At 64.4% G+C, this 25,704-nt stretch carries 28 protein-coding genes; 20 read left to right on the forward strand and 8 right to left on the reverse strand.

What is annotated here, in order from left to right; genetic code table 11:
• Positions 1 to 25 precede the first annotated feature (25 nt).
• Positions 26 to 1,027: a hypothetical protein gene (locus XH84_RS28250; protein ID WP_128919412.1), complete on the reverse strand. Its 1,002-nt coding sequence runs from the start codon at positions 1,025 to 1,027 to the stop codon at positions 26 to 28.
• A 578-nt stretch (positions 1,028 to 1,605) separates the two neighbouring features.
• Positions 1,606 to 1,953, reverse strand: a complete 348-nt coding sequence (locus tag XH84_RS28255; protein ID WP_245471877.1) for a hypothetical protein — start codon at positions 1,951 to 1,953, stop codon at positions 1,606 to 1,608.
• A 325-nt stretch (positions 1,954 to 2,278) separates the two neighbouring features.
• On the opposite strand from XH84_RS28255, the gene XH84_RS28260 reads away from it, so the two are divergent.
• On the forward strand, positions 2,279 to 2,563 hold the full coding sequence (locus XH84_RS28260) for a GYD domain-containing protein (RefSeq protein ID WP_128919413.1): 285 nt from the start codon (positions 2,279 to 2,281) through the stop codon (positions 2,561 to 2,563).
• 107 nt (positions 2,564 to 2,670) lie between these two features.
• On the opposite strand, the gene XH84_RS28265 is transcribed toward XH84_RS28260, so the two are convergent.
• The 4 genes from XH84_RS28265 to erpA all read right to left on the reverse strand — a co-directional run bounded on the left by XH84_RS28265 (position 2,671) and on the right by erpA (position 4,994).
• On the reverse strand, positions 2,671 to 3,579 hold the full coding sequence (locus XH84_RS28265; protein ID WP_128919414.1) for a division plane positioning ATPase MipZ: 909 nt from the start codon (positions 3,577 to 3,579) through the stop codon (positions 2,671 to 2,673).
• A gap of 282 nt (positions 3,580 to 3,861) precedes the next feature.
• Positions 3,862 to 4,068, reverse strand: a complete 207-nt coding sequence (locus XH84_RS41005) for a hypothetical protein (RefSeq protein ID WP_245471878.1) — start codon at positions 4,066 to 4,068, stop codon at positions 3,862 to 3,864.
• A gap of 47 nt (positions 4,069 to 4,115) precedes the next feature.
• Entirely contained in the window at positions 4,116 to 4,553 is a 438-nt protein-coding gene (locus tag XH84_RS41010) for a hypothetical protein (RefSeq protein ID WP_245471879.1), read from the reverse strand.
• 111 nt (positions 4,554 to 4,664) lie between these two features.
• Positions 4,665 to 4,994 carry an iron-sulfur cluster insertion protein ErpA gene (gene erpA, locus XH84_RS28275; RefSeq protein ID WP_128919415.1) on the reverse strand — a complete coding sequence of 110 codons (330 nt, stop codon included), beginning with the start codon at positions 4,992 to 4,994 and terminating at the stop codon, positions 4,665 to 4,667.
• A gap of 135 nt (positions 4,995 to 5,129) precedes the next feature.
• Here erpA and XH84_RS28280 point away from each other — a divergent pair, with 135 nt between their 5' ends.
• The 12 genes from XH84_RS28280 to surE all read left to right on the forward strand — a co-directional run bounded on the left by XH84_RS28280 (position 5,130) and on the right by surE (position 17,215).
• Positions 5,130 to 6,326, forward strand: coding sequence for a deoxyguanosinetriphosphate triphosphohydrolase (locus XH84_RS28280; protein ID WP_164936252.1), 1,197 nt, complete (start codon positions 5,130 to 5,132; stop codon positions 6,324 to 6,326).
• A gap of 9 nt (positions 6,327 to 6,335) precedes the next feature.
• A complete protein-coding gene (gene argS / locus XH84_RS28285; RefSeq protein ID WP_164936253.1) occupies positions 6,336 to 8,126 on the forward strand; it encodes an arginine--tRNA ligase in 1,791 nt (596 codons plus the stop codon).
• 140 nt (positions 8,127 to 8,266) lie between these two features.
• Positions 8,267 to 9,811: an SPOR domain-containing protein gene (locus XH84_RS28295; RefSeq protein WP_128919501.1), complete on the forward strand. Its 1,545-nt coding sequence runs from the start codon at positions 8,267 to 8,269 to the stop codon at positions 9,809 to 9,811.
• 46 nt (positions 9,812 to 9,857) lie between these two features.
• Positions 9,858 to 10,886 carry a beta-N-acetylhexosaminidase gene (gene nagZ / locus XH84_RS28300; RefSeq protein ID WP_128919418.1) on the forward strand — a complete coding sequence of 343 codons (1,029 nt, stop codon included), beginning with the start codon at positions 9,858 to 9,860 and terminating at the stop codon, positions 10,884 to 10,886.
• A complete protein-coding gene (locus tag XH84_RS28305; RefSeq protein ID WP_028136235.1) occupies positions 10,883 to 11,722 on the forward strand; it encodes a segregation and condensation protein A in 840 nt (279 codons plus the stop codon). Before nagZ ends, XH84_RS28305 begins: the two co-directional genes overlap by 4 nt.
• Positions 11,723 to 11,743: 21 nt before the next feature.
• Complete coding sequence (gene scpB, locus XH84_RS28310; protein ID WP_164936254.1) at positions 11,744 to 12,520, forward strand: SMC-Scp complex subunit ScpB; 777 nt, start codon at positions 11,744 to 11,746, stop codon at positions 12,518 to 12,520.
• 166 nt (positions 12,521 to 12,686) lie between these two features.
• The gene (locus tag XH84_RS28315) at positions 12,687 to 12,920 is read left to right on the forward strand and encodes a twin-arginine translocase TatA/TatE family subunit (RefSeq protein ID WP_128919420.1); all 234 of its coding nucleotides are present in this window, start codon (positions 12,687 to 12,689) and stop codon (positions 12,918 to 12,920) included.
• Positions 12,921 to 13,011: 91 nt separating this feature from the next.
• Entirely contained in the window at positions 13,012 to 13,548 is a 537-nt protein-coding gene (tatB, locus tag XH84_RS28320) for a Sec-independent protein translocase protein TatB (protein ID WP_128919421.1), read from the forward strand.
• Positions 13,545 to 14,357, forward strand: a complete 813-nt coding sequence (gene tatC / locus XH84_RS28325) for a twin-arginine translocase subunit TatC (protein WP_128919422.1) — start codon at positions 13,545 to 13,547, stop codon at positions 14,355 to 14,357. The genes tatB and tatC overlap by 4 nt, the downstream gene beginning before the upstream one ends.
• 137 nt (positions 14,358 to 14,494) lie before the next feature.
• Entirely contained in the window at positions 14,495 to 15,826 is a 1,332-nt protein-coding gene (gene serS / locus XH84_RS28335) for a serine--tRNA ligase (RefSeq protein ID WP_128919424.1), read from the forward strand.
• A 149-nt stretch (positions 15,827 to 15,975) separates the two neighbouring features.
• A complete protein-coding gene (locus XH84_RS28340) occupies positions 15,976 to 16,338 on the forward strand; it encodes a hypothetical protein (RefSeq protein WP_128919425.1) in 363 nt (120 codons plus the stop codon).
• A gap of 109 nt (positions 16,339 to 16,447) precedes the next feature.
• Complete coding sequence (surE, locus tag XH84_RS28345) at positions 16,448 to 17,215, forward strand: 5'/3'-nucleotidase SurE (protein ID WP_128919426.1); 768 nt, start codon at positions 16,448 to 16,450, stop codon at positions 17,213 to 17,215.
• A 3-nt stretch (positions 17,216 to 17,218) separates the two neighbouring features.
• Here surE and XH84_RS28350 read toward each other — a convergent pair whose 3' ends face one another.
• Positions 17,219 to 17,590, reverse strand: coding sequence for a response regulator (locus XH84_RS28350; RefSeq protein ID WP_128919427.1), 372 nt, complete (start codon positions 17,588 to 17,590; stop codon positions 17,219 to 17,221).
• A 227-nt stretch (positions 17,591 to 17,817) separates the two neighbouring features.
• Between XH84_RS28350 and XH84_RS28355 the strand changes: the two genes are divergently transcribed.
• Positions 17,818 to 18,468: a protein-L-isoaspartate(D-aspartate) O-methyltransferase gene (locus XH84_RS28355; RefSeq protein ID WP_128919428.1), complete on the forward strand. Its 651-nt coding sequence runs from the start codon at positions 17,818 to 17,820 to the stop codon at positions 18,466 to 18,468.
• A gap of 109 nt (positions 18,469 to 18,577) precedes the next feature.
• A complete protein-coding gene (locus XH84_RS28360; protein ID WP_128919429.1) occupies positions 18,578 to 19,963 on the forward strand; it encodes a LysM peptidoglycan-binding domain-containing M23 family metallopeptidase in 1,386 nt (461 codons plus the stop codon).
• Between the two features lie 153 nt (positions 19,964 to 20,116).
• Here the strand turns inward: XH84_RS28360 and XH84_RS28365 are convergent, their stop codons facing one another.
• On the reverse strand, positions 20,117 to 21,121 hold the full coding sequence (locus XH84_RS28365; protein WP_128919430.1) for an ATP-binding protein: 1,005 nt from the start codon (positions 21,119 to 21,121) through the stop codon (positions 20,117 to 20,119).
• A 180-nt stretch (positions 21,122 to 21,301) separates the two neighbouring features.
• Here XH84_RS28365 and yajC point away from each other — a divergent pair, with 180 nt between their 5' ends.
• Genes yajC through XH84_RS28390 form a run of 5 tightly spaced genes read left to right on the forward strand, consistent with a single transcriptional unit; the run spans position 21,302 to position 25,688 of the window.
• Positions 21,302 to 21,679 carry a preprotein translocase subunit YajC gene (yajC, locus tag XH84_RS28370; protein ID WP_128919431.1) on the forward strand — a complete coding sequence of 126 codons (378 nt, stop codon included), beginning with the start codon at positions 21,302 to 21,304 and terminating at the stop codon, positions 21,677 to 21,679.
• 47 nt (positions 21,680 to 21,726) lie between these two features.
• Positions 21,727 to 23,331, forward strand: a complete 1,605-nt coding sequence (secD, locus tag XH84_RS28375) for a protein translocase subunit SecD (RefSeq protein WP_128919432.1) — start codon at positions 21,727 to 21,729, stop codon at positions 23,329 to 23,331.
• A 16-nt stretch (positions 23,332 to 23,347) separates the two neighbouring features.
• Entirely contained in the window at positions 23,348 to 24,373 is a 1,026-nt protein-coding gene (gene secF / locus XH84_RS28380; protein WP_128919433.1) for a protein translocase subunit SecF, read from the forward strand.
• 60 nt (positions 24,374 to 24,433) lie between these two features.
• Positions 24,434 to 24,817 (forward strand): Mth938-like domain-containing protein, encoded by a 384-nt coding sequence (locus XH84_RS28385; RefSeq protein WP_128919434.1) that lies wholly within the window; start codon positions 24,434 to 24,436, stop codon positions 24,815 to 24,817.
• A gap of 7 nt (positions 24,818 to 24,824) precedes the next feature.
• Entirely contained in the window at positions 24,825 to 25,688 is an 864-nt protein-coding gene (locus tag XH84_RS28390) for a phytoene/squalene synthase family protein (protein WP_128919435.1), read from the forward strand.
• Positions 25,689 to 25,704: the final 16 nt, after the last annotated feature.

The following is a 25,704-nucleotide window of genomic DNA, read 5'->3' on the forward strand; positions in this document are numbered from 1 at the left end:
CGCGCCGTGATGCAAGCCGTGTTCCTCACTTCCCGCCGAGGGCGAGCAACCTTTTCACATACTTCGACGCGTCGCTGCCCATTTGGTAGAAGTCGTCAACTGCCGCCGCGAAGATATTGTCTGCTTTGAAGTAAGCTAAGGCGTCCTTGAAAAGCGTCGCCTTGTCAGCGCGCCCCTTCTTGTCAGCTCCGCCGAACTTGAGATTGCTGGTGGCCCGATAAGTGGGGGTGGCTTCGATACGTTTCACCAGATTGGCATAAGCTTCGGTCCAGGCCCTATCCATTCGCGCGGCGCTTCCGTCGAGGATCAACTCTTTGGCCGCTGTTTGCTCGGCCTTGTACTCCAAAAAGCTATAGTCGGGATTCGCACCGAGCGCGGCAACGGCACCCGCGATATATGCGTCAGCTTCAATGAACTTGACCGTGGAGTCGAGGTTCCGCCAATCTTGGATCGCGTGCGTGACTTCATGCACGATCATCTCGGCGCGAGCCGCAGGCGCCGCTCCCTTATACAAAACTATGCGATTGAGATCACCGCGGTAGTTGCCGAGCCGCGTGAGCAGCAGTGCCGCGTCTGCCTCGAAGACCCGGATCTTTCCGGCGTATATGAGCCCTCGGATCGCATTGTAGAGATCAGGGGCGTATGTCATTCCTGTTCCTGGACTGGTGAAATGGATCTTGCCGACATTCGCCATTCCCAGCGCGGCGTCGATTGGTTGCAAGTCGTCGCGCGTGATCAGCGGCTTCGCCGAGCCCGCGAAGAAAATATCATTGTCGTAGGCGGCGATGATGGCCGTGACCATAAAAATCCTGGCCTCGGTGTTCAATCCTTCGGTGTGGAACACCATTGCCAGAGCCTGTGCCTGACTTGCCGTGACCTTTTTGGTTAGCAGAACCGGAATAACGATCGCTTCGACCGCTTTCTCTCCAACTCTCGCGCTGAGCCTTCCTCCCGTCGCACGTTTCCAACGATCCGCTATGCCCCGATCGAGGCTCGCGAGTTTCGTAAAGAATTCGCGGTCGTCCAACGCAAATCTCCCGGGATGTCGGCTCAAGGCATGAGACGCACCGAACTTCACGCAGGCTCGATGACTAAGGCGCGCGTCGCTAAGTAGTTTAACCCGACCAAGTGGCTATGGCGTCATTCGATCGGAGGATGGGGCCGACGTGTTCGTGCGCATCAGCGCAGTTGGCAAGGTGGGCCACGCCGGAGAGCGGGCTCCACGATCGAACGTGTGACCGGGGCGCGCTAGAGGTGCGCGATGCCTATCTTCGTCGCTTCAAGAATGGACTGCGCCGTGGCTGAATCTCCGTCAGCCATTGTCGCCCAACCTCACATTCGAGTTTCTGACCGGCCGGATTGTCGCGCCAGATGCCCAAGAGCGCTCCGCCGCAGATTCCATCCCGCGCATCAGGCTCGCGTCAACGGCATGCGCGTTCGCCGATACGTGCTGAATGGCGCCGCTGATCGGATTCGAACTTTCTGGATCGCGGTGACAACGCACTTAACTGAGGCTTCCGAGCCTGAATGCACCGTCACCGTAAGTTCTGATCGGAGCACCCGTAGAGCTTACTCGGCTTCCGTAGCAGTTAACCGAGGTTAGCTTCAAATTTGGTTGCTTGCTGCGACCAGCAAGAGCGTGGCGCCAATCGCGATCATCGCGAGGCCGGGCCAATTCGATTTGATGCCAAAGCCGCCAGCGAGCCTGTCAGGTTCCAACGGGTCACTGGGTAGGCCGGCGCGATGTGGCCTTCTACCCCCTGGTCGGCCTCCCCAGATTGTCTGAAGCGTGATGTACAGCACGCCGCCGACAACCAGGAACGCGCCAAGCAATATTTGTATCACGCCCGTCTCCTGCATCGGTGAATGGCCCGAGAGGCTGTTTTCCGCCGAGAGCGCCGGTCCCTTCTGGTTGATTGCTAATTCAACGTCCGACCGGTGCTTTCGTGCCATATGTCCCAGTCCGAGTTCCAATCGGCCTAAAGACGGGCAGCCCCCTGATGGCTTTTCGTTCCCGTATTCCGAAGTGGCGCGCTGCGGCCGATGAAAATGGGCACCACTCTTTCGTTGTGGCGCCATGATGTTGTGGCCGGGGACACGATCCGGTCACCAACGCGCGGCCAGCCTTCGATTTTGCACCACGCGTCATCGGGCGATCTCCTCTCAGGCCCGGCTCCGATAAGCGCCCCGCCAGGGAACGGCATGTACGCGGTTCGCGGGACGGCGTATAATCGTGGGGGCCTTCCCGCAGGGCGATCAAGATGACGTGGAGGTGACCATGAAATATGTGCTGCTTGGTAATCTGAGCCCGGAGTGGGCAAGCAAGCAGTCGGAGCGGATTGGCAAGGCCAAGGCAAAGCTCGACAAGCTGGGCATCAAGATCGAATCGATCCACTACACGCAGGGCTACTACGATTTCATCGACATCGTTGAAGCCCCGAATTCGGAGGCGATGCTCGCATTCTCGGTCTGGTACTCGACCCACGGTCTGGGGCGGATCCAAACTATGCCGGCCTTCGACGCAAAGACCTTCGAAACCGCGATCAAACACGCCGCCGGCTAAGTGCCGCGTGGTGGCTCACAATTGTCGCGTCACGCAAGCGTGCGACCTCGCTCACGTGAACGGCATGCTTCGGCTCGCGCTTTGAGACATTCCCGCCGGACGATAACTCAATCAACCAGCACATCATCGAAGTCGAGTGGCGCGCCTGCCGACGCAAACCACTCTTTTCGGGCGGCGGCCCTGCGGCGGACACGCTCAGTGATCGGCAGGTTCAGGAGGCCGATCAGATCGCGCACCTCTTGTTGGGCCAAACGGTGTGACTGTCCTGGTTTGGTGCCGAGGGTCGCTTCGTCCAGCGCATCGAGGGCCGTGAGGCCGGAGAGGAAAAGCTGGCGATACACGATGCGCTCGGCACAGCCTTGAATATCTCTGAGCCCCAGCCTTATGCCGAGTTCGGCAATGTTGGGATACGGCAGTCGGCCGCGCGCCGAGCGATTACGGAGGACGACCCAATCGGTCTGGCATTGATCGAACTGGCGCCGATACCTGCGAGCTTCGCACACCATCTCAGCGTAGTGACCAGTTCCCGTCATCTCATGCGTGATGGGGTCGACCAAGGCCAGCGTGCCGAAATCAAGAAAACTATCAGTGACGGGCGTCACCAGCGTATCGGCTACCAAGTGAGCAAGGCGCATCAGATAAGTGTCAGTCGAGGGGGTATCGATCACGACGAAATCGACGGACTTTTTGGTATTGGAAACAGCCGCCTCGAAGGCGGCGAGTTCCTCGACTTCGTTGTCCTCCAGGTTCGTGCCCTCGGCGCGCCGGACCAAGCGGTGCAACGGCAGTTCTAGTTCGATCCGCCGATGCCAGGCCCAGATGCGCCGGTTTTCAATGTAGCGCGTTAGAGCTCCCTGATTGCTATCGAGATCGATCGTCCCGACCCGGTGGCCCCCTTTCAGAAGTGCGACGGCCAGATGCATGGCCATCGTTGTCTTCCCCGAGCCACCCTTCTCATTGCCGATGACGATGACATACGGCGATCCTGCCCCTGCGATTGGTGGCGCGTGCAGCATCGCAGGCCTTCTAAGTACTGGATTCCTCTACGGTGCTAATGCGGTTGACCCACGCCCGGTTCCAAGCCGACGTCGTTGCCGTTTGCAGACGTCGCCAACCAGAAATCCGCGCAGCAACGGCTCGAGGTCTCGGACGCCGTTGACGAACCGGTGAAAGCGCCGTCGCGAGCTCGCGCCGACGCCGTCGCAGAAGGTCTCCGAATGGCGCGCCACGGCCGATGAAGATGGGCACTACTGCTTCGCCGTGCTTGCCCTATGGGATGCACGAAGGCTCTGCCGGCATCATCGCGCATCGGCCAGGGCCTTCGGCTCGACCAGCAGGCCTTGCCGTTCATAACGGCCGCGGGTCTTGCTGAAGCGCACGACGACGGCATATCGGGGACTCCTTGCCTTCAGGCGTCGCGTCAGCATGGCATCGCCCGCCGGCAGAAATTCGAGATCGTCGAGGCCAACGCAGCGCAGGCATGCCGGGCCGGGACTGTCCATCATCAGGAGGTCGCCGGTGCCGCCACACCGATGGCATGTCCACTCCGCGTTCAATGGCCGGATAGCCACCAACTCCGGGGCTCGGCTTTGCTTCGCCGACAGACGTCACGCTTCTTTTCGGAAAGCGCAGGTGAGACCCAATGGGTGCGATATGACTCCTCGATCGCCGGATCTCCGCTACGGCTGAAACGCAGGGTCTGGCGATGCGGCGTGCGTGCGACATATTCCGTCCGGCTGCCGAGCAATCCTTGCGCGGTCGACCAGGACCGGAAGAGCCGCAGCGCTTCGGAGGTTCGCGGCACGTCGATCCGGACGACTTCCTCCAGGCATTCGACTTGCCCGCGGCGCCAACGCTCCGCCGCTTCAGGGTCAAGCCAGCCAATCCCGACAAGGATGTCGATGGCGCTCACAAACTGCTCGGCGTCAAGCGCGGCTTCAGCCGCCCTGGCGACGCGATCGGCAAGCGGAACCTTGTTCTTCCGGCCCATTGACGCGCTCTCCCGAATTCTGCCGACCCAACAGCAGCCCGATGGCTCAAGTACGTCGCGCCGGCTTGCCGGCTACTGTGCATGGGGTTGTTCTTCAGATTTTGAGTCGGATTAGATCGAGAAGCTGGTGCCGCAGCCGCAGGACGCCGTCGCGTTGGGATTGTTGACGCGGAACGAGGCGCCGATCAGGTCGTCGACGAAGTCGACCTGTGAACCCGCAAGGAACGGCTGGGAGGCGGAATCGACCAGCACCACCGCATTGTCCTGCTCGATCACGAGATCGTCGTCGGTGCGGGCACGGTCGATATCGAACTTGTACTGGAAACCGGAGCAGCCGCCGCCCTCGACCGAGATGCGCAGCATCGCGCCCGACCCTTCGCCCTTGAGGATCTCCCCAATCCGGCGTGCGGCGCGGTCACTGATGGTCACGTCGGTCGTCATGGCTCGTCTCCGATAGTCCCGCGGTCATACCAAATTCATTTGCCCATTTCATTTGGTATCCCGCGTCCGGCATAGTTAAGTGCAAGGATACGCAGAATCAAATGGATAGGGACTAAATTCGTCGTGTCCGTCGGAATGGCAGCCCCCCGCGCGCCCTATGCCTGCGATCCCGATCGCAGCCGCGGCCGGCTGGTCGCCGAGCCGCCGAGCCGGACCCGCAGCCCGTTCCGGCGGGATTGCGACCGGGTGATCCATTCCACCGCGTTCCGCCGCCTCAAGTACAAGACCCAGGTGTTCGTGTTCCACGAGGGCGACCACTACCGCACAAGGCTGACCCATTCGCTGGAGGTGGCGCAGATCGCCAGGGCCTTGGCACGGCAGCTTGGGCTGGACGAGGACCTCACCGAGACCTTGGCGCTCGCCCACGATCTCGGTCATCCCCCGTTCGGCCATGCCGGCGAGCGGGCGCTGGATGCCTGCTTGAAGGAGTTTGGCGGTTTCGACCACAACGCCCAGACGCTCCGCGTCGTCGCTGCGCTGGAGCACCGCTATCCCAAGTTCGACGGTCTGAATCTGACCTGGGAGTCGCTGGAGGGCATCGTCAAGCACAATGGCCCGCTCGCCGACCGCAGCGGCGCGCCGGTCGGGCGCTATCGCGAACACGGCATTCCCGTCGGCATCGCCGACTACATCAAGACCTACGACCTCGAATTGTGGAGCTTCGCCTCGCTGGAGGCGCAGGTCGCCGCCATCGCCGACGACATCGCCTATGACGCCCACGACATTGACGATGGCCTGCGCGCCGGCCTGTTCCATCTCGACGACCTCAAGGTGATGCCGCTCACGGCTGAGATCATCGCCGAGACCTCTGCGCATTATCCTCACCTCGAAGACCTCAGGCGCGGCGCCGAGCTGGTGCGCGAGCTGATCTCGCACCTGATCGGCGCGGTGTTCGCGGAGGCGCAGAAGAACCTCGCCGCGGTGAGGCCGCAATCGGCCCAGGACGTGCGCCGGCAGAGACGGGCCCTGGTCGCGTTCCCGGCAGAGGTCGCGGAGGAAGAGGCTGCCATCAAGGCCTTCCTCTATCAGCACATGTACCGCCACAAGCGGGTGATGCGGGTGATGGGGGAGGCGGAGCAGATCCTGTTCGACCTGTTCGCGAAATACCTGCAATCCCCTGGCGAGCTGCCGCCGGAATGGCTGCTCGGGGCGGAGGCGGACAACGAGGGCGACCGGGCGCGCCGGATCGGCAATTTCATTGCCGGAATGACCGACCGTTTCGCCCTGACCGAGCACCAACGGCTCTTTGACTCGACCCCGGATTTGCGTTAGGCGGCGGCCATGCCCCAGACATCCTCATCCCTGCATTTGTTCGCCGACGTGCTTGCACGCGTGCATGCCGCCTGCCGCGCGCTTGCGGCGGAAGCCAACTGGCCCGAGGGCATCGATTTCGCGCGCGTGGTGGTCGAGCCGCCGCGCGATGCCTCCCATGGCGACATGGCGACCAACGCCGCGATGGTGCTGGCGAAAGAGGCAAAGGCAAAGCCGCGCGATCTCGCCGAGCAGATTGCCGAGCGGCTGCGCGCCGACGCGCTGATCGCCAAGGTCGACGTCGCCGGTCCCGGCTTCATCAATCTGACCTTGAGGCCGGCCGCCTGGGCCGAGGCGCTACGGACGGTGCTGCGCGAGGCCGCCGATTACGGCCGCGTCCGCGGCGGCTCCAAAGTGAATGTCGAATACGTCTCGGCCAATCCGACCGGGCCGATGCATGTCGGCCATTGCCGCGGCGCCGTGTTCGGCGACGCGCTGGCGAGCCTGCTCCAGTTCGCAGGCCACGACGTCACCCGCGAATATTACATCAACGACGCCGGCGCGCAGGTCGACGTGCTCGCGCGCTCCGCTTTCCTGCGCTATCGCGAGGCGCTCGGCGAGGACATCGGCGCGATCCCGGAAGGGCTCTATCCCGGCGATTACCTCAAGCCGGTGGGGCAGGCCCTTGCGAAGGAGCACGGCGACAAGCTCCTCGCAAAGAGCGAGGCCGAGTGGCTGCCGGCGGTGCGCGCCAAGGCGATCGCGATGATGATGGACGAGATCAAGGACGATCTCGCCGCGCTGAACATCCGCCACGACGTGTTCTTCTCGGAGCGCTCGCTGATCGAGATCGGCAACAACAAGGTTGCCGAGACCATCGATTTCCTGAAAGCCAAAGGCGACATCTACGAAGGCCGCCTGCCGCCGCCGAAGGGCGCGCCGGTCGAGGATTGGGAAGACCGCGAGCAGTTGCTGTTCAAGGCGACCGCTTACGGCGACGACGTCGATCGCCCGCTGATCAAGTCGGACAATTCCTACACCTACTTCGCCTCCGACATCGCCTACCACAAGAACAAGTTCGACCGTGGTTTTGCGGAGATGATCGACGTCTGGGGCGCCGATCACGGCGGCTACATCAAGCGCATGCAGGCGGCGGTGAAGGCGACGACGTCGGGCAAGGGATCGCTCGACGTCAAGATCGTCCAGCTCGTGAAGCTGTTGCGCAATGGCGAGCCGGTGAAAATGTCCAAGCGGAGCGGGGACTTCGTCACCCTGCGTGAGGTGGTGGATGAAGTCGGCCAGGACGCCGTCCGCTTCATGATGCTCTACCGCAAGAACGATGCGGTGCTCGACTTCGACCTCGCCAAGGTCATGGAACAATCGCGCGACAACCCGGTGTTCTACGTGCAGTACGGCCACGCCCGCGGCCACTCGATCTTCCGCAATGCGCGCACTGAGGTGTTCCCGGAGCTTCCCGAGGATACCGGCGAACGGCTCGCCTGGCTCAGTGAGTCGGCGGTGGAACGGTTGTCGGACCCGGCCGAGCTTGAACTTCTCAAGCGCCTCGCAATATATCCTCGTATGCTCGAAGCCGCCGCCGCGGCCCACGAGCCGCACCGAATTGCCTTTTATCTCTATGATTTAGCCAGCGAGTTTCATGCACTTTGGACGAAGGGGCGCGATTTGCCCTATTTACGCTTCATTATCAATAATGATGCACATCTAACAAAGGCGCGGCTGGCCATGGTCCAGGGCGTCGTCTCGGTTCTGGCATCGGGCCTCGCCATCCTCGGCGTCCATGCCCCGAACGAGATGCGGTAGTTTGGGGCGAACTACTTAAGGGGAATTCGGGGGTAACCGGCAGAAGCCGGATCGCTTAGACTTGGTTGAAAGCCTTGTGGGTCGAAAGCCGTGCCTTGGTCGAGGGGCGCGCGGCTTTCCCGAAGGGACGCATCATCACGATGGCCGAACGATATCAGGACAGACCGTTTCCTTCCGATGACTATGGTCGCGGTGGCGACCAGCATGGCAGGGCGGAAAGCGATCCCTTGGCTGAGCTCGCCCGCCTGATCGGACAAACCGATCCTTTCGCCGCGCAGTCCCGCCCCGGCGCGCGCCCGCCGGCAGCGTCGCCGCCCGCACAGAATTATCAGGACGACGATTATCGGCAGGACGATGATCAGCAGGACTACGCCGAGCAGGCTCCGCCGACGCCGCCCGGGCCGCCCTCATGGATGCGGCGCGCCAATGTGCAGCCGCAGCCGGCGCCGGCCCCCGAGCCTGACTATCCGGTGACCGTCAATCCGGTTCATCCGTTGCATCGCTATTCGGCCCCGTCCGCCGCGCCGGAGCTTGAGCTTCGTCAACCGCATGCTTATCAGGATCACGGCTATCCGGGACAGGCTTACCAGCAGCAGGATCAGGCCTACCAGCAGCCGGCCTATCAGGAGCCGTATCACCAGCAGCCCGATCCGTCGCGCTACGACGATGCGCTCTATGGCCGGCTCGAGGCGGGCGAGCAGGACTATCAGCGTGAGCCGGCCTATCCGGACGATCCCTACGCCTATCAGAGCGACTATCCCGAGGAAGTCGAGGAGCCGAAGAAGCAGCGCGGCGGCATGATGACGGTCGCGGCGATCCTGGCGCTGGCCGTGGTCGGCACGGGTGCGGCCTTCGCCTACAAGACCTATGTCGGCTCGCCCCGCAGCGGTGAGCCGCCGATCATCAAGGCTGACAACACCCCGACCAAGATCGTGCCGGCGCCGACGGATTCCTCAGCCAAGGTGCCGGATCGCATGGTCACTGGCGATGGCACCGAGAAGATCGTGCCGCGCGAAGAGGCGCCGGTCGACGTCAACGCCAAGGCGGGCGGTCCCCGCGTGGTGTTTCCGCCGCTGAACCAGAATGCGAACCCGCCTTCGGTCGCGAGCGTGTCGCCGTCCACGGTGCCGCCGCCGGGCGCGAGCAACGGCACCATGCCGAACAACTCGCCGCGCCCGATCAGAACTGTGGCCGTGAAGGGCGATCAGACCGATAGCGCCACGCCGCAATCAGCCGCTGCTGCCAAGCCCGCTTCTGCGCCGAAGCCTGTTGCAGCACCGGCTGCGCCGCGCAATCCGCCGACTTCGGCCAATGCCAGCGCCAACCAGCCGATGTCGCTGGCGCCGCAATCGGTTCCGGCGGCCGAGCCGCCACAGCGGATGGCGGCGACCACGCCGACTCAGGTCGCGCCCGCCAGCAGCGGCGGTGGCGGCTACATCGTGCAGGTCTCCTCGCAGCAGAGCGAGGACAGCGCCGCCGCGTCCTACCGCGTGCTTCAGAGCAAGTATGGCAGCGTGCTCGGCTCCCGCTCGCCGGTGATCAAGCGCGTCGACCTCACCGACAAGGGCAAGGGAATCGTCTACCGCGCCTTCGCTGGGCCCTATGCCTCGGCGGAGGAGGCGACGCACGCCTGCAACAGCCTGAAGTCCGCCGGCTTGTCCGCCTGCTTCGTCCAGAGGAATTAACGGCGGTTTCCTTGACCCCCTCGCGGGTCAGGGTTAATCGGCCGTTATGAGCACGCGGGCCTTCATTACCGGCGTATCCGGAACGGAACTGACCGCCGTCGAGCGGGAGTTTATCCGCGACCAGCGCCCATGGGGTTTCATCCTCTTCAAGCGCAATGTCGCAACGCCAGCTCAAGTCGCTGCATTGGTTGCAGAATTGCGCAGCGTGGCAGGGGCTGCCGACGCGCCCGTCCTGATCGACCAGGAAGGCGGCAGAGTGCAACGGCTGGGTCCGCCGCATTGGCCGATCTACCCGCCGGGCGCCGTTTTCTCGACCTTGTACGACACTGATTCGGCGCTCGGGCTCACCGCGGCGCGCCTGTCGGCCCGGCTGATCGCCGCCGATCTCGCCGATCTCGGCATTACCGTGGATTGCCTGCCGCTGGCCGACGTTCCGGTAGCGGGCGCCGATGCCGTCATCGGGAACCGGGCCTACGGCACGGAGCCGGCCAAGGTCGCGGCGATCGCGCGCGCTGTCACGGAAGGGCTGGAGCAGGGCGGCGTGCTGCCGGTCCTCAAACACATCCCCGGCCATGGCCGGGCCACCGCGGATACCCATTTCAAGCTGCCGACGGTGGATACGCCGCGGGATGAGCTGGAACGGACCGACTTCGCCGCGTTCAAACCGCTGTCGGACCTGCCGATGGCGATGACTGCACATGTTGTGTTTAGCGCGGTCGACCCCGCCCATCCGGCGACGACATCTGCGACAATGATTGCTGACGTGATTCGCGGCGCAATCGGGTTCCAGGGTTTGTTAATGAGTGATGACGTGTCGATGAACGCGCTGTCGGGAAATATCGCCGAACGGACCCGCGCGATCTTCGCGGCCGGTTGCGACATGGCCCTGCATTGCAACGGCAATATCGAGGAGATGCGTGCGGTTGCCGGTCAGACTCCCGAGCTGTCGGGCCGAGCACTGGAGCGGGCGAAGGCCGCGCTCGCCGCGCGCAAGCCGCCGCAGCCGTTCGACCGGGCGGCCGCGCGCGCGGAACTGGACGCATTGATCGCACGGGCAAACACGGCTTCCGCATGACCGCAGAAATTCTATCTTTCGAAACCGGGCGGCCCGCAGAGCTTGCCGAGGGTGAGCCGGCGCTCGTGGTGGACGTCGAGGGCTATGAGGGCCCGCTCGACCTGCTGCTCGCGCTGGCGCGGCAGCAGAAGGTCGATCTCGCCAAGATCTCGATCCTGGCGCTGGCCGACCAATATCTCCACTTCATCGAAGCCGCGCGGAAGATCCGGCTCGAGCTTGCCGCCGACTATCTCGTCATGGCGGCGTGGCTCGCCTTCCTGAAGTCGCGCCTGCTGCTGCCGGAGCCGCCGAGCGCGGAGGGCCCGAGTGCGGAGCAGATGGCGACAGCGCTCGCCAACCGCCTGCGCCGGCTGGAGGCCATTCGCGAAGCCGCCAACCGGCTGATGAACCGGCCGCAATTGCAGCGCGACATCTTCCCGCGCGGCGAGCCCGAGCAGATCGCCGAGATCAAGCATCCGAAATATACCGCGACGCTGTACGATTTGCTGACCGCCTATGCCTCGCAGCGCCAATCGCGCGTGCTGGCGAGCGTGCATCTGGCCAAGCGTACGGTGTGGTCGCTCGCCGAGGCGCGCGCCACGCTGGAGCGGCTGGTCGGCAGCCTCAACGAACAGGATGACTGGGGCGTGCTGGACGATTTTCTGATCCGGCATGTCGCCGATCCCACGCAGCGCGCGACGGTGTTCGCCTCGAGCTTTGCCGCCGCGTTGGAACTGGTGCGCGAAGGTCAGTTGGAACTGAATCAGAAAGAGGCGTTTGCGCCCATCTATTTCCGGAAGGGGCGCCCAAAACCGGTCCCGGACGCAGCTCCTGCGCCTGATGCGCCGGTCGCTTAAGTGCAAGAAGGAGAATCTGCCATGGCAAGCCTGGCTGAAGTGCGGGTAGAAGAGGCCGAGCCGATGGAGAACGAATCCCAGGCACGTCCCGAGGAATTGCGGCTGCTGGAAGCGCTGCTGTTCGCTTCGAATGAGCCGCTGGACACCGCGACGCTGGCCAAGCGCATGCCCGAGGGGGTCGACGTCAAGGCTGCGCTGGAACAGCTCCAGGCCGACTATGCCTTGCGCGGGGTGAATCTCGTCCGCGTCGCCAACAAATGGACCTTCCGCACGGCCGGCGATCTCGCCTGGCTGATGACGCGGGAGAGCACCGAGACCCGCCGCCTGTCGCGCGCGGCAATCGAGGTGCTGGCGATCATCGCCTATCACCAGCCGGTGACGCGTGCCGAGATCGAGGAGATCCGCGGCGTCGTCACCTCGAAGGGCACGCTCGACGTGCTGCTGGAGACCGGCTGGATCAAGCCGCGTGGCCGGCGCAAGACGCCGGGCCGCCCGCTAACCTTTGGAACCACCGAGGACTTCCTGTCGCAGTTCACGCTCGAACAGCTCGGCGATCTGCCGGGCCTCGAGGAGCTGAAAGGCACGGGCCTCCTGGATTCGCGCCTGCCGACCGGGTTCAGCGTGCCGACGCCGTCGGACGATCCGACGCTGCGTGAGGATGAGGATCCGTTGGAACCGGGCGAGGACCTCGATCTGGCGCTGGCGCCTGCGGTCGAGCCCGAGACTTCGGAAGCGGCGCCGGAAGGCGGCAATGACGATGGCGGCGACGGTGGCGGCGACGGCGGCACCGAGGACTGACGTACCGTCCGCTCAACGGCCCCTGCGACCGGTTAACACTGGCAAGATTACGTAGCGCCCACAGCGAATTGGCGCTGCCTTGGTCCTTGTTTTTGCGACCTGCCAAGCCTAGGTTTCGGTGAAGATCGGCCGGGTCCCCGGCCATGCGCGTTTGGAGGGTTGCAGGATGGGTTCACTCAGCATTTGGCACTGGATCCTGGTGATCGCAGTGGTCCTGCTGCTGTTCGGCCGCGGCAAGATTTCGGATCTGATGGGCGACGTGGCGCAGGGCATCAAGGCATTCAAGAAGGGTATGCAGGACGACGACAAGCCTGCCGAGAAGCCCGAGCCGGCCAAGTCCATCGAGCACAACAATACGCCGACCGCGGCGCGGTCCGACGTCGGCAGCAAGGCCGTCTGAGCCGAAAGAAGCACGCCAGACGCGGGAAGCGGTCCCGATCCTGCGCGCAAGGGATTGGGCCGGTCGCGGCTTCGCGTGAACGGAAGACCTCATGTTCGACATCGGGTGGAGTGAACTGGTCCTCATCGGGGTCGTGGCCCTGATCGCCATCGGCCCGAAAGAGCTGCCGGGCGTGCTGCGCATGGTCGGACAGTGGATGGGCAAGGCGCGCAAGATGGCTGCCGAATTCCAGGGCCAGTTCCAGGAAGCGATGCGCGAGGCCGAGATGGCCGACCTCAAGAAGAGTTTTGATGAGGTCAAGGAAGCCGCGACCGGATTCAATCCGCTGACTTCGCTCCAGAAGGACGTCAGTGACGCACTGCGCGTCGATGCGCTGGACAAGCCGGCCGAGACGTCCGCGACGACTGCTGTCGAACCGCCGGCGACTTCAAGTGGAGCGCCGGCGACTTCGAGTGAAGCGCCGGCAACGCCGACCACTCCGGAGGCCCCGACGCCCGCGACTTTCATGGAGGCCGAAGCGCATGCGGCTGCGAACGAGCCACTTGCGATCACCCGTGAGGTCGAGCAGGCAAAGGTTGCGCAGGACACCGCGCCATCCGAAGCGATCAAGGACGCCAAAGCGTCATGACCGACGCCGATATCGAGGCCAGCAAAGCCCCGCTGATGGACCATTTGATCGAGCTGCGCTCGCGGCTGATCAAGGCGCTGCTCGGCTTTGGCGTGGCCTTCATCTTCTGCTTCTTCTTCGCCAAGCAGATCTACAACGTGCTGGTCTGGCCGTTCGTGTGGGTCGCAGGTCCCGAGAATTCGAAGTTCATCTACACGGCGCTGCTGGAATATTTCATCACCCAGCTCAAGCTCGCGCTGTTCGGGGCCGGCTTCATCTCGTTCCCGATCGTCGCGACGCAGATCTACAAGTTCGTCGCGCCCGGCCTCTACAAGCACGAGAAGCAGGCCTTCCTGCCGTATCTGGTCGCGACCCCGTTCTTCTTCGTGCTGGGCGCCGCGCTGGTCTATTTCGTCGTGCTGCCGATGCTGGTCCGCTTCTCGCTCGGCATGCAGCAGGCCGGCAGCGACGAGACCGCGCAAATCCAGCTCTTGCCCAAGGTTGGCGAATATCTGTCGCTGATGATGTCGCTGATCTTCGCCTTCGGCATCGCCTTCCAACTGCCGGTGATCCTGACTCTGCTCGGCCGGATCGGGATCGTCAGCTCGAAGATGCTGCGGGAGAAGCGTCGCTATTTCATCGTCATCGCCTTCGTGATCGCTGCCGTGCTGACCCCGCCCGACGTGCTCAGCCAGTGCTCGCTCGCCATTCCACTGCTGGCGCTCTACGAGGGCTCGATCATCGCGGTAGCGATGGTGGAGAAGAAGATGGCCGCGGCGCAGGCCACCACCGGTACCGACGTGTCGACGCCGGCAAATCCCGCGGAGTAGGGCGCTTTCGCTCTATCATAGAGCTGTTCAGCCCATGATTCGTCGTGCCCGGGCTTGACCCGGGCATCCACGACTTGATCTAAGGCGGCAGATACGTGGATGGCCGGGATAAACCCGGCCATGACGGGAAGACAGCCATGCACGACATCAAATCGATTCGCGACAATCCGCAAGCCTTCGACGCCGGTCTCGCCCGGCGGGGTCTGAAGCCGCTGTCGGCCTCGCTGCTCGCGATCGACGAGAAACGGCGGGCGGCGATCCTGGCGTCCGAGCAGGCGCAGGCGCGACGCAATGCGGCCTCCAAGGAGATCGGCGACGCCAAGAAGGCCAAGGACGAGGCGCGCGCGGCCAAGCTGATGGCCGAAGTTGCCGAGCTCAAGACCACGATGCCGGAGCTCGAAGCCGCGGCGAAAGCTGCCGACGAGGAGCTAGCGGAGGCACTGTCGGCGATTCCCAATTTGCCCCTTGGCGAAGTGCCCGATGGCATCGATGAGCACGGCAATGTGGAACGCCATGTGTTCGGCAACCGCCGCAATTACGCGTTCGCGCCAAGAGCCCATGACGAGCTCGGCGGCGCGCTTGGCGAGATGGATTTCGAGACGGCGGCAAAGCTCTCCGGCGCGCGCTTCGTCGTGCTGAAGAAGGGCCTCGCGCGGCTCGAGCGCGCGCTCGGCCAGTTCATGCTGAATCTGCACATCGACGAGCACGGCTATACCGAGATCAATCCGCCGCTGCTGGTGCGCAACGAGATCATGTTCGGCACAGGACAATTGCCGAAATTCGAGGACGATCAGTTCTGGGCGATCAAAGGCGAATTACTCGCCGCGCCCGATCTGGGACAATTGCGGACCGAGCGTCTCGGCATCATTCCGACGGCCGAGGTGGCGCTCACCAATTTGGTCCGCGAGTCTATCCTCGACGAGAAGCAATTGCCGATGCGACTGACTGCGCTGACGCCGTGCTTCCGTGCAGAAGCCGGTGCCGCAGGGCGCGATACGCGCGGCATGATCCGCCAGCACCAGTTCACCAAAGTCGAGCTGGTCTCGATCACGACGCCGGAGACAAGCAAGGACGAGCACGAGCGCATGCTTGCGTGCGCGGAGGAAGTGTTGCGGCGGCTCGACCTGCATTACCGCGTCATGACGCTGTGCACCGGGGATATGGGTTTTTCGTCGCAAAAAACCTATGACATCGAGGTCTGGATGCCGGGCCAGGGCGAGGGCGGGGCGTTCCGCGAGATCTCGAGCTGCTCGGTCTGCGGCGACTTCCAGGCCCGGCGCATGGATGCGCGCTCCCGTGGTCCGGACGGCAAGCCGCGCTTCGTCCACACGCTGAACGGCTCGGGCACCGCGCTCGGTCGCGCGCTGATCGCGGTGATGGAGACCTATCAGCAGGAGGACGGCTCGATCGCGGTCCCCGACGTGCTCCGGCCCTATATGGGCGGGGTGAAGGTGATCGGGCGCGACTGAAGCATTTTTGAGTGAAGTGGATACCGGTTCGCGTCAAGAGACGCGTCGAGACAAAAATCGCGTCGCCCGTCTGAAATGCCGGAAACGATCGGTTGCGAAGATCGGGCGGCCGGCTATCCTGCCGGCCCCGCAACGCGAACCCTCCGTTCATGGCCTTGCACCGCGACATCTTCTGGGTCGGCAGACAATGGGCGGTGACGGGTGCCGGCATCCAGGCCGTTGATCAGCGCCTGCGCGGCGTGCTCGACATCGACATCGCGCGGCTCTGGGACGACGATCTCGTGCAGAGCCGGCGGGCCAAGCCCGGTGTGAATGCAGCTGATTTCGACAAGGCGCTGTCGGTGGCACGCGAGCGCTTTCCGCAGGGGCCGGCGTCGAATCCGCTGGTTGCGCAATTGGAGGCGCTCGGCGTGATCGAGGCGCCAGTCGTCAGTCCGGCCGTGCCGGCGATGAAGCTGCGTGCGGAGGGGCGGCTGGCGCGCTTCCTGCCGCAATGGCGCATCCGCCGCTGACAGGACCAGGCCGGGAACCCGCCGCCAGACCGCAATCAGCCGGTTTGCCTGATTGGCTGGAGCCGGATAAGACGGCTCGACCCCCACTTTTTGGAATCGAACCTTTCGCATGCGCATTCTCTGCACCAATGACGACGGCATCCACGCCCCCGGCCTCAAGGTCGTCGAGGAGATTGCGCGCGCGCTGTCCGACGACGTCTGGGTCGTTGCACCCGAGCTCGACCAGTCCGGCGTGTCGCATTCGCTGTCGTTGAACGATCCATTGCGCCTGCGCGAAGTCGGGCCGCGGCACTTTGCCGTGCGGGGCACGCCGACCGACTGCGTCATTATGGGCGCGCGCCATATCCTTGGGGTCAAGCTGCCCGACGTCGTGCTGTCCGGGGTCAACAAGGGCCGCAACGTCGCCGAGGACGTGGTCTATTCCGGCACCATCGCCGGCGCACTGGAGGGCACCATTCTGGGCCTGCCGTCGTTCGCGCTGTCGCAGGAGTTCAGCGTCGAGACCCGCGACCGCCTGCCGTGGGACACCGCGCGCAAGTTCGGGCCGGACATCCTGCGCAAGGTGATCGCTGCGGGCATCCCGAAGGACACCGTCATCAACGTCAACTTCCCGTCCTGCGCTCCAGAGGATGTGCTCGGCATCCGCGTCACGCGCCAGGGCAAGCGCAATCTCGGTTTCTTGCGGATCGACGAGCGCAAGGACGGTCGGGGCAATCCCTATTTCTGGATCGGCTTCGAGCGCACGGCGATGATGGACACGCCCGCCGACGGCACCGATCTGGCGGCACTGCGCGAGCGCTACGTCTCGGTCACGCCGCTCAGGCTCGACCGCACCAATGAGGCGTTTTCGGAAGAGCTCAGCGCGACGCTGAAATAGCGCCTAGGTGCCGCGGAGCGCGGCTTCGATGGTCTTGCCGAGCGCGTCGAGCTGAAAGGGCTTCTGGAGCGCCGGCCGGTCGCGGTACTGCTCGGGCAGGCCGGAGGAGCCGTAGCCGGTGGCAAAGATGAATGGGCAGCCCTTGGCCTTGATCACGTCGGCGACCGGCGAGATGACCTTGCCGTTGACGTTGACGTCGAGAATGGCGATGTCGAACTCGGTCGCCTGGGCGAGCCGCATGGCCTCGTTGATGTCGCCCGCCTCGGCTGCGACCTTGTAGCCGAGCTCTTCGAGCATGTCCGCGACCATCATCCTGATCATCACCTCGTCCTCGACGAGGAATACAGAGCGGCCGGAAAGCCCTGTCGCGGTCATAGTGGAGTCCTTGCCCATTGCCAAAAACGTTCGCAGATAACACGAATCGACGCAATGCGCGTTTCGACGAACGGATGCCTGAAAATGGTCATCGCGGCTTGCCCGTGGCAAGCCAATTTGTGGTCTAATGCTTCAGGCGAAGACTATCATGAGTTCCTGAGCAGGAACACGATTCTCGCGCCCCGGCTTGACGCCCACCGGGTCCGCCAAGACAGCACAAGCAGGCAATGACCTCCCATCAGCACCCGCCGGAAAAGATGATGTTTCAGCTCACGCTGAGGCGTCGGGGCATCAGCGATCAGGCGGTGCTGCGAACCATGGAGGAGGTGCCGCGCGAGCTTTTCGTCGACGAGGCCGATCGCGACGGCGCCTACCGCGACAGCGCGCTGCCGATCGCCTGTGGGCAGACCATCAGTCAGCCCTTCGTCGTGGCCTACATGACCGAGCAGCTTCAACTCCAGAAGCAGCACCGTGTGCTCGAGATCGGCACCGGTTCCGGCTATCAGGCCGCCGTGCTGTCGCGGCTCGCCGGCCAGGTCCTGACGGTCGAGCGCTACCGCAAGCTTGCCGACACGGCACGCGCCAGGCTCGAAAAGCTCGGTTGTCACAATGTCGAGGTGATGCTTGGCGACGGTCTCAATCTGCCGCCCAATATCGGCCCGTTCGATCGCATCATCGTCACCGCAGCCATGGAGCAGATTCCGGAGAATCTGGTCGAGCGGCTGGAGGTTGGCGGCATCCTGATCGCGCCGGTCGGCCCGCATCAGGGCGTGCAGACGCTGATCCGCCTGACCCGCAGCGCGACCGGGATCGAGCGCAAGGAACTCGTCGATGTCCGCTTCGTGCCGGCACTGCCCGGGGTGGCGCGGGAGCTGTAGAATTCCGGATCGGCTGTGCGGCCAACATCTTATTGGGAGGGTTAAGCCGTTATTTACTCGGCGCGTGTTTACTTAAAACACCAGTTCTGTTGCGTACGAGTGAGTAACCATGTCCGCTGTCGCCGAGTTGCTTTACTCGCGCCGCGTGCCGCAGGTCGCGGTGCTGGCGCTGATTTCCTTCAGCTTCGCAGGGTGCAGCGCCGACATGTCGTCGCGACTGTCCCAGTCGAACTTCTCCAATCCCTTCGCGTCGGACCAGACCGGCTCGGTGCAGCAGGCACCGCCGCCGCAGCGCGAACTGCCGCAATATGCGCGGCCGCAGACGCAGCCCGGCTCTTATCAGTCGCAGCCCTTGCCGCCGCCGGCGGTCTCCGCGCCGCAATCCTATCCCGTTGCGGCAGGTGGCGGGGTGTCCGGAGGCGGGCGCGGCGTCAGCTCCTACGCGCCGCCGGCGCAGCCGCATCTGGAGACCACGGCCACCGTGCCGCCGCGCTCGGTCGCGGCTGCCCAGCCGGCCGGGGGGACCAAGATCATCGTCGGCACCAGCGATACGCTGGAGGTGCTCGCCAAGCGTTATCACGTCACGCCGCAGGCGATCCTCGCCGCCAACGGTTACAAGGGCCCGCGCGCGCTCTCGCCCGGCCAGCAGCTGATCATCCCGCATTCGGCCACGGCCGCCGCACCCGCGCCTGCGATGGCCCCGGTTGCGGCAGCTCCGGCTGCGAAGCCGGTTGCGGCCATGGCCGCACCGTCGAGCACGCACTTCGTCAACCACGGCGATACGCTCGCCAGCATTGCCCGCAAGAATCATATTTCGTCGGCCGAGCTTGCCCGTGCCAACGGTCTGGATCCCGCGGCCAAGCTCAAGCTCGGTACCAAGCTGATCGTGCCCGGCGCCAAGACCGCTGCCGTCGCGGCGCCGGCTGCCGCAGCTCCGGCCATGGCCGCTCCGGTTGCGGGGACGCTACAGCCCGTCGCAGCCGCTCCCGCACCCGCCGTGAAGATGGCCGCGGCCGGCGCGCCCGTGCAGAGCGCGCGCCTCGCCCAGGCCACCGCCAATGTCGAAGAGAAGCCCGCCGAGGCTCCCGCGAAAGCCGCGGAGACCACCAGCGCGCTGCCGACCTTCCGCTGGCCAGTGCGCGGCAAGGTGGTCACGAGCTACGGCGCCAAGACCAACGGCAAGTCCAATGACGGCATCAATCTCGCGGTGCCCGAGGGCACGCCAGTCAAGGCGGCCGAAGACGGCGTCGTCGCCTATTCCGGCAACGAGCTGAAAGGTTACGGCAATCTGGTCCTGGTTCGGCACTCCAACGGCTACGTCACCGCATATGCCCATGCGAGTGAGCTGTTGGTGAAGCGCGGCGACACCATCAAGCGCGGTCAGGTCATTGCCAAGTCGGGTCAATCCGGGGAGGTGGCGTCGCCGCAGCTCCACTTCGAGATCCGTAAGGGATCGAGCCCGGTTGACCCGCTTCAATTCCTGAACGGGGCGTGAGGCTAAAGTTGCCTCGACATTGACGCTGTCGTCGCCCGGCTCGACCGGGCGACCCAGTATTCCAGAGACAATTATTGTTGAGCCGATAAGCCGCGGCGTACTGGATTCCCCCTTTCGCGGGGAATGACAGCGGTGGGCGGGAAATAGCTTCCGCTACATCGCCGTCAGCTTCACGCCAAGCCGCCCCGCCAGCTCCTGCACGAACTGCCAGGCGACGCGGCCGGAGCGTGAGCCGCGGGTGGTCGACCATTCCAGCGCCTCGCGCTCCAGCGCCTCATCGTCGATCTTGACGCCGAAATGGCTGCAATAGCCGCGCACCATCGCGAGATATTCGTCCTGGCTGCAGCGGTGGAAACCCAGCCAGAGGCCGAAGCGATCCGACAGTGACACCTTCTCCTCGACGGCTTCGCCGGGATTGATCGCGGTCGAGCGCTCGTTCTCGATCATGTCGCGCGCCAGCAGATGACGGCGATTGGAGGTGGCGTAGAGGATGACGTTCTCGGGCCGGCCCTCGATGCCGCCTTCGAGCACGGCCTTCAGCGATTTGTAGGACGCGTCATTGCCGTCGAAGGAGAGGTCGTCGATGAACACGATGAAACGGAAGCTGGCGTCGCGGAGCTTCTCCATCAGCATCGGCAGTGTTTCGATGTCCTCGCGGTGGATCTCGATCAGCTTGAGCTTGTCGGCGACCTTGCGGTCGGCGTTGATGGTGGCGTGCGCGGCCTTCACCAGCGATGACTTGCCCATGCCGCGTGCGCCCCAGAGCAGGGCGTTGTTGGCAGGCAGGCCACCTGCGAACCGCTCGGTGTTCTCCATCAGGATGTCGCGCATCCGGTCGATGCCCTTCAGCAGGAACAGCTCGACGCGGCTGACCCGCGGCACCGCCGACAGGCGGCCGTCGGGATGCCAGACATAGGCGTCCGCCCGTTCGAACGACTCAGCGGAGACGGCCGGCTGGCCCTGCGCGGCGAGGTGCGCCGCAATGGTCTCCAGCGCGCGGACGATGCGCTCCTGGGAGAGGTCCGGAATGGCCTTGAGGGTTGCCCTGGCGGTCCCCTTGGGAGTCTCCTTGGGGCGTTTTGCCGCGACGCGAGCGGGCATTCTGGCAGGGGTACGGGGGCCTTTGCCGGCCGGGCTTTTACTTGGTTTTTTGGGCATGTCCGAAGTTCCTGAGAACGCAGCCTTATCGGGCCTGAGGGGCCGCCGCAAGGTGGCTAAAAGGGCGGTCTGGCAGCGTTGCAATTGGGGCAATGGCCGCTATAGTCCGCGCGAATTTGACCGAACCGGTCGCCTTTGAGGGCCTGACCGGCTTCCCCCGTTCTCACGAGGATCGTCCGAATGCTGATTACTCCTGCGTATGCCCAGGCCGCGGGCGCCGGTGACACCAACAGCATGTTGATGTCGCTGCTGCCGTTCGCCCTGATCTTCGTGATCATGTACTTCCTGATTCTGCGCCCGCAGCAGAAGAAGGTGAAAGACCACGCCGACCTCGTGAAGAACATCCGCCGCGGCGACACCGTCGTGACCTCGGGCGGCCTCGTCGGCAAGGTCACCAAGGTCGTCGACGACGACCAGATCGAGTTCGAGATTTCCGACGGCGTGCGCGTGCGGCAGATGCGCCAGATGATCTCCGGCGTGCGCGCCAAGGGCGAGCCGGCCAAGGAATCCAAGGAAAGCGCGAAGGAAGCTGCCAAGGACGACGCCGCGTCGAAGTGAGCGCGTCCGCGAGCATCTCAAGTCTCCTGATCTGACAGGTCCAGTCGATGTTGTATTTCACGCGGTGGAGAGCGCTCGGGATTGTCCTGACGGCGCTGATCGTGTGCCTCTGCGCGGTCCCGAACTTCTTCCCCGAGGCCCAGGTCAAGACCTGGCCCGCCTGGGCGCAGCGGCGGCTCGTGCTCGGCCTCGACCTCCAGGGCGGCTCCTCTCTGCAGCTCGAGGTCGATTCCAACTACGTGAAGAAGGAAAAGCTCGACCAGGTTCGCGATGACGTACGTCGCGTGCTGCGCGAGGCCAAGATCGGCTTCACTGGCGGCGTTACCGTGCGCAACGACGCGGCCGAGGTTCGCATCACCAAGGACACCGACCTTCAACCGGCGCTCGCCAAGTTGCGCGAGCTTGCGCAGCCGATTGGCGGCCTGATGGGATCTAGCGGTCAACGCGACCTTGAAGTCGCCGATGCTGGTGGCGGATTGATCCGCCTCAGTATTCCGGAGACCGCGATGATCGAGCGCTTGCGCAAGACCATCGAGCAGTCGATCCAGATCGTCGAGAAGCGCGTCAACGAGCTCGGCACCGTCGAGCCTATCATCCAGCGTCAGGGTAACGACCGCATCCTGGTGCAGGTGCCGGGTTTGCAGGATCCGACCCATTTGAAGGAACTGCTGGGCAAGACTGCGAAGATGGAATTCCGCATGGTCGATCCCTCAGTGCCGCCGGACCAGGCGCAGCAGGGCAGGTTGCCACCGGAATCCGAGCTCATGCCGGCCGCCACGCCGCCGCCGTCCAACTACGTGGTCAAGAAGCAGGTGCTGGTTGCGGGCGGCGATCTGATCGATGCCCAGGCGACCTTCGACCAGCGTACCAACGAGCCGGTCGTCAGCTTCAAGTTCAATACCTCGGGCGCGCGCAAGTTCTCGCAGGCCACGCAGGAGAATGTCGGGCTGCCCTTCGCGATCATCCTCGACGGCAAGGTGATCTCGGCGCCGGTCATTCGCGAGCCGATCACCGGCGGCCAGGGCCAGATCTCCGGCAGTTTCACCGTGCAGTCGGCCAACGACCTCGCGATCCTGCTGCGCGCCGGCGCGCTGCCTGCGCCGCTGACCGTGGTCGAGGAACGCACCGTCGGTCCGGGCCTCGGCCAGGACTCGATCGACAAGGGTGAGCTGGCGGCCTATGTCGGCTCGATCCTCGTCATCGTCTTCATGCTCGTGACCTATCGGCTGTTCGGCGTGTTCGCCAATATCGCGGTGGCGATCAACGTCGCCATGATCTTCGGCCTGTTGTCGCTGCTCAGCGCCACGCTGACGCTGCCCGGCATCGCCGGCATCGTGCTCACCGTCGGCATCGCGGTCGACTCCAACGTGCTGATCTATGAGCGCATCCGCGAGGAGTTGCGCGGCGGGAGAAGTCCGATCTCGGCGATCGATGCAGGCTTCAAGCGGGCGCTTGCGACCATCCTCGATTCCAACATCACCACCTTCATTGCCGCTGCCGTGCTGTTCATGATCGGCACCGGACCGGTTCGCGGATTCGCTGTAACGCTCGGTATCGGCATCATCACCACTGTGTTCACCGCCTTCACCATGACCCGCCTGATCGTGGCATGGTGGGTGCAGTGGAAGCGGCCGAAGACTGTGCCGATTTGATCATTCGAGGCCGGCTGTGACCACTACTCAACTCGTTCTCATTTCTCTCGGCGTCCTGATTGCCGTTCTGACCGTGGTCAGCGTGCTCGGTCTGCTGCCGTCGCTGCGTATCGTGCCAGACGATACGCATTTCGACTTCACCCAGTTCCGCCGCATCTCGTTCCCGATCTCGGCGACGCTCTCGATCGTTGCCATCGTGCTGTTCTTCACCCATGGCCTGAACTTCGGCATCGACTTCAAGGGCGGCACCTTGATGGAGGTGCGGGCCAAGTCTGGCTCCGCTGATCTTGCGCAGATGCGCACGACCCTTGGCGGCCTCGGCCTCGGCGAAGTCCAACTGCAGCAATTTGGCGGCCCCGCCGACGTGCTGCTTCGCGTTGCCGAGCAGCCGGGCGGCGACAAGGCGCAGCAGGCAGCCGTGGACAAGGTTCGCGGCGCCCTCGGCGAGTCCGTGGACTATCGCCGCGTCGAGGTGGTGGGCCCGCGTGTCTCCGGCGAGCTGCTGGGTTGGGGCATGGCCGGCCTGATGCTCGCGATCGGCGCGATCCTGGTCTATCTCTGGTTCCGCTTCGAATGGCAGTTCGCGCTCGGCGCCATGATCGCCAACGTGCACGACATCGTGCTGACGATCGGCTTCATGTCGATCAGCCAGGTCGATTTCGACCTGACCAGCATCGCCGCGCTGCTCACCATTCTCGGCTATTCGCTCAACGACACCGTCGTCATCTACGACCGTATCCGCGAAATGCTGCGGCGCTACAAGAAGATGCCGATGCCGCAGCTGCTCAATGAGTCCATCAACTCGACGCTGTCGCGCTCGATCATCACCCACGTCACCGTGACGCTGGCCCTGCTGGCGCTGCTCCTGTTCGGCGGCCACGCGATCCACAGCTTCACCGCGGTGATGATGTTCGGCGTCGTGCTGGTCGGCACCTACACCTCGATCTTCATCGCGGCTCCGATCCTGATCTATCTCGGCGTCGGCGAGCATCGCGAGGATGCGCCCGATACGGCACCGCCGGCGAAGAAAAGCAAGGTATGATCCGAACCGCATGCCCTCGCACGAGTTGGCGAGGGCAGTAAGCTCATTCGGACCAAGCTGATGGCCGGCGATCCCAACGCACCCCATTTCCCGCGCTCGGCGCCGATCGAGGCTTACGGCAAGGGCGGCTTTGCCTTCGCCGGCATGTCGCATCGGGGTTCGCTGCTCTGCCTGCCCGAGGCGATCTGGGCCTGGGACGTGACGGACCCCGCGAGGATCGACCGCTATTCGCTGGACCGGGTGTTCGCAGCCGCCAACGGCATCGACACGCTCCTGATCGGCACCGGAACCGGGCCCTGGCTGCCGCCGCCGGAGCTCCGCCAGGCGCTCAAAGCGGTGAGGGTGGTGCTGGACACGATGCAGACCGGCCCCGCCGTGCGCACCTACAACATCATGATCGGCGAACGGCGGCGGGTCGCGGCTGCGCTGATCGCGGTGCCATGAACAGCACATGAGCAGCGCCGCGCCGTCGCCCGATTCCATCGCCTTCTGCGCCGATCTCGTGCGCAGCCATGACTTTCCGCGCTATGCCGCGACGCTGTTCGCGCCCGCCGCCGAGCGCCGGGCGCTGCTCGCGCTCTACGCCTTCAATGTCGAGATCGTCCGCGTCCGCGACCAGGTGAGCCAGCCTTTGCCCGGCGAGATCCGTTTTCAATGGTGGACCGATCTGTTTTCGGGTCTCGTCCACGGCAGTGCCGAGGGCAATCCGGTCGCAGCCGAGCTGCTGCGCGCGATCCGTGATTTCGACCTGCCCGTCGAGCCGCTGTCGCTGCTCGTCGACGAGCACCAGTTCGACCTCTACAACGACCCGATGCCGACGCTGGCGGCGCTGGAGGGCTATCTGGCCGCGACGTGTTCGGCGTTGTTTGGTCTGGCGGCCCAGATTCTGGCGCCGCCGTCGGATGCGGTCGAACATCTCGCCCGTCATGCGGGGCTGGCGCAGGGAATCGTGCAGGTCATCATGAACCTGCCGCGCGATGCGTCGCACCGGCAGCTGTTCCTGCCGCAGCAGGTGCTGGCGAGCCATGGCTGCCAGATGGAAGACGTGTTTGCCGGCAAGCAGACGCCGGCCTTGCGGGCCGTGCTGGACCAGCTCGCGGGCGAGGCGCAGCAGCATTTGACCAGGGCTTTGTCGCTGCTGGCGGACGTGCCGGCCGCGGTGCGTCCGGCGTTTCTGTCCCTGAACCTGGTCAGGGCCGATCTCAAGCGCCTGGCGCAGCCCGGCCGCAATCCGTTCGCGCTGCAGCCGACGTCGCGGCTGCGCACGCTCTGGACGCTGTGGCGGGCTTCACGTTCCCGGGAATTTACCAAATAGCGGCTGGCTTGTCGCC

Source organism: Bradyrhizobium nanningense (assembly GCF_004114535.1).
Lineage (GTDB): Bacteria > Pseudomonadota > Alphaproteobacteria > Rhizobiales > Xanthobacteraceae > Bradyrhizobium > Bradyrhizobium nanningense.

Coding starts and splice junctions, on each gene's coding strand:
- XH84_RS28255 (WP_245471877.1), bottom strand. CDS start 1,953: ATGGCACGAAAGCACCGGTCGGACGTTGAATTAGCAATCAACCAGAAG.
- XH84_RS28260 (WP_128919413.1), top strand. CDS start 2,279: ATGAAATATGTGCTGCTTGGTAATCTGAGCCCGGAGTGGGCAAGCAAG.
- XH84_RS28265 (WP_128919414.1), bottom strand. CDS start 3,579: ATGCTGCACGCGCCACCAATCGCAGGGGCAGGATCGCCGTATGTCATC.
- XH84_RS41005 (WP_245471878.1), bottom strand. CDS start 4,068: ATGATGGACAGTCCCGGCCCGGCATGCCTGCGCTGCGTTGGCCTCGAC.
- XH84_RS41010 (WP_245471879.1), bottom strand. CDS start 4,553: ATGGGCCGGAAGAACAAGGTTCCGCTTGCCGATCGCGTCGCCAGGGCG.
- erpA (WP_128919415.1), bottom strand. CDS start 4,994: ATGACGACCGACGTGACCATCAGTGACCGCGCCGCACGCCGGATTGGG.
- XH84_RS28280 (WP_164936252.1), top strand. CDS start 5,130: ATGGCAGCCCCCCGCGCGCCCTATGCCTGCGATCCCGATCGCAGCCGC.
- argS (WP_164936253.1), top strand. CDS start 6,336: ATGCCCCAGACATCCTCATCCCTGCATTTGTTCGCCGACGTGCTTGCA.
- XH84_RS28295 (WP_128919501.1), top strand. CDS start 8,267: ATGGCCGAACGATATCAGGACAGACCGTTTCCTTCCGATGACTATGGT.
- nagZ (WP_128919418.1), top strand. CDS start 9,858: ATGAGCACGCGGGCCTTCATTACCGGCGTATCCGGAACGGAACTGACC.
- XH84_RS28305 (WP_028136235.1), top strand. CDS start 10,883: ATGACCGCAGAAATTCTATCTTTCGAAACCGGGCGGCCCGCAGAGCTT.
- scpB (WP_164936254.1), top strand. CDS start 11,744: ATGGCAAGCCTGGCTGAAGTGCGGGTAGAAGAGGCCGAGCCGATGGAG.
- XH84_RS28315 (WP_128919420.1), top strand. CDS start 12,687: ATGGGTTCACTCAGCATTTGGCACTGGATCCTGGTGATCGCAGTGGTC.
- tatB (WP_128919421.1), top strand. CDS start 13,012: ATGTTCGACATCGGGTGGAGTGAACTGGTCCTCATCGGGGTCGTGGCC.
- tatC (WP_128919422.1), top strand. CDS start 13,545: ATGACCGACGCCGATATCGAGGCCAGCAAAGCCCCGCTGATGGACCAT.
- serS (WP_128919424.1), top strand. CDS start 14,495: ATGCACGACATCAAATCGATTCGCGACAATCCGCAAGCCTTCGACGCC.
- XH84_RS28340 (WP_128919425.1), top strand. CDS start 15,976: ATGGCCTTGCACCGCGACATCTTCTGGGTCGGCAGACAATGGGCGGTG.
- surE (WP_128919426.1), top strand. CDS start 16,448: ATGCGCATTCTCTGCACCAATGACGACGGCATCCACGCCCCCGGCCTC.
- XH84_RS28350 (WP_128919427.1), bottom strand. CDS start 17,590: ATGACCGCGACAGGGCTTTCCGGCCGCTCTGTATTCCTCGTCGAGGAC.
- XH84_RS28355 (WP_128919428.1), top strand. CDS start 17,818: ATGACCTCCCATCAGCACCCGCCGGAAAAGATGATGTTTCAGCTCACG.
- XH84_RS28360 (WP_128919429.1), top strand. CDS start 18,578: ATGTCCGCTGTCGCCGAGTTGCTTTACTCGCGCCGCGTGCCGCAGGTC.
- XH84_RS28365 (WP_128919430.1), bottom strand. CDS start 21,121: ATGCCCAAAAAACCAAGTAAAAGCCCGGCCGGCAAAGGCCCCCGTACC.
- yajC (WP_128919431.1), top strand. CDS start 21,302: ATGCTGATTACTCCTGCGTATGCCCAGGCCGCGGGCGCCGGTGACACC.
- secD (WP_128919432.1), top strand. CDS start 21,727: ATGTTGTATTTCACGCGGTGGAGAGCGCTCGGGATTGTCCTGACGGCG.
- XH84_RS28385 (WP_128919434.1), top strand. CDS start 24,434: ATGGCCGGCGATCCCAACGCACCCCATTTCCCGCGCTCGGCGCCGATC.
- XH84_RS28390 (WP_128919435.1), top strand. CDS start 24,825: ATGAGCAGCGCCGCGCCGTCGCCCGATTCCATCGCCTTCTGCGCCGAT.